Consider the following 1,370-nt stretch of genomic DNA (forward strand, 5'->3'; position numbering starts at 1 on the left):
GTTGAAACTCGTCAGCCCGAACCAAAGTTAAATTAATGTTCAAATGTTGATACTTCTTTTATCAGCTAAATTTTATTTCTTCTGCTGAAAACTGAAGCAGATTAGTAAAACAAAAGTTTAATTACTTCCTTCCGCCAGTTTTTTGCCAAACCAATGTTAGTGGTAGTTATTGTTCTGTTATTATTTGAAATCGGTCCGTTCCTTCGATTCTTTCTAATTCTGTCCCGATTGGGTTGTTTAGATATTGTATAATTGCGTCATCATAATTTGCGATAGTATTCAGGTCGTAAAACATTAAATTGTCTGGATTGTCAACATAACTTTGATTTTCTGTCCCTGAGAAAAACCTCCAACCACTATCACTATCGATTTTGTCGTCTGGCTCTTCTCTATACATATATTTTACTTTCATTCCCTCAATAGTTATCTTGTCTGTAGCAATGCAACTTCCCATCTTTGGAATAATTTCTAAAATTTCGTCAGCTTTTAATTTAAAGTTCTTCGTCATTGATTAGAAGTTTTTTCTTTGCGATGTGGTTTCCATAATTACCGCTAACGGAAAAGGCTTGGCGAAGAACTGGAATTTGAAACTCGTCAGCCGAAACCAAAGCTAAATTAATGTTCAAAAGCTGATGCTTCTTTTGTAAGCTAAATTTTGTTCCGTCAGCCGAAACTGAAGCAAAATAGGGAAATAAAAGTTGATGTTTATTCCGTCAGCCAGTTTTTTGCCAAACCAATGTTGTGTGCCGTTTATTATTCCAACGTAACTTTGAAATGTCTTAAAGTCCCCCGACCGCCGCATTCGTAATCATAGCCGTAAATATTCGATGTTAAACAACTGTCAATAGAAAAACTATTTGGAATAAATTGTTCGCCTGCAATCTTGTAGTTATTGTTAGAAGCTATAATAATGGCTTTATTGGGTTGAAAACAATGACCGTTTAATTCAGCAGGTCCTAACCAATATGAAATTATAGCTCCTGAAAATTTATTTGTATGAATTTTATAAATGGTGTCGTACTCAACGCAAATTTTCTCTTCATCATTTGATAATTTACCTTTCAAATCATTTCGATTTATTACTCCTTTACTCTTAAAATACATATAAAGAAATTCTTTAGCTTCTTTTTCGGAAATATCTCTATTAGAAAGTTGAGAATACTTGATACTTCTTAGGATAATTGTCGTGTCCAGAAAAGGTAAAACATCGCTTGGATGATGATGTATATTATTACTCTTTAGTGAAATATTAGACAAGTTGTTACGTGAACTTTGATTTTTGCAACTTGTTAAAGCCAAAGTTGCAATTATTGTATAGAGAATTTTATATTTCATTTTTCGGTTAGCAGATTCGCTCGGAAATGGCACAC

General features: G+C 33.1%; 2 protein-coding genes. Both read right to left on the reverse strand.

Features of this window, described 5'->3' with window-relative positions; genetic code table 11:
- Positions 1 to 166 precede the first annotated feature (166 nt).
- Entirely contained in the window at positions 167 to 508 is a 342-nt protein-coding gene (locus tag GO621_RS18620; RefSeq protein WP_157569802.1) for a DUF2185 domain-containing protein, read from the reverse strand.
- Between the two features lie 245 nt (positions 509 to 753).
- Positions 754 to 1,370: hypothetical protein (locus GO621_RS18625; RefSeq protein ID WP_232335712.1), on the reverse strand; the 617-nt coding region annotated here is incomplete at its 5' end.

The sequence above is a fragment of the Mucilaginibacter arboris genome, assembly GCF_009754915.1.
GTDB lineage: Bacteria > Bacteroidota > Bacteroidia > Sphingobacteriales > Sphingobacteriaceae > Mucilaginibacter_A > Mucilaginibacter_A arboris.

Coding starts and splice junctions, on each gene's coding strand:
- GO621_RS18620 (WP_157569802.1), bottom strand. CDS start 508: ATGACGAAGAACTTTAAATTAAAAGCTGACGAAATTTTAGAAATTATT.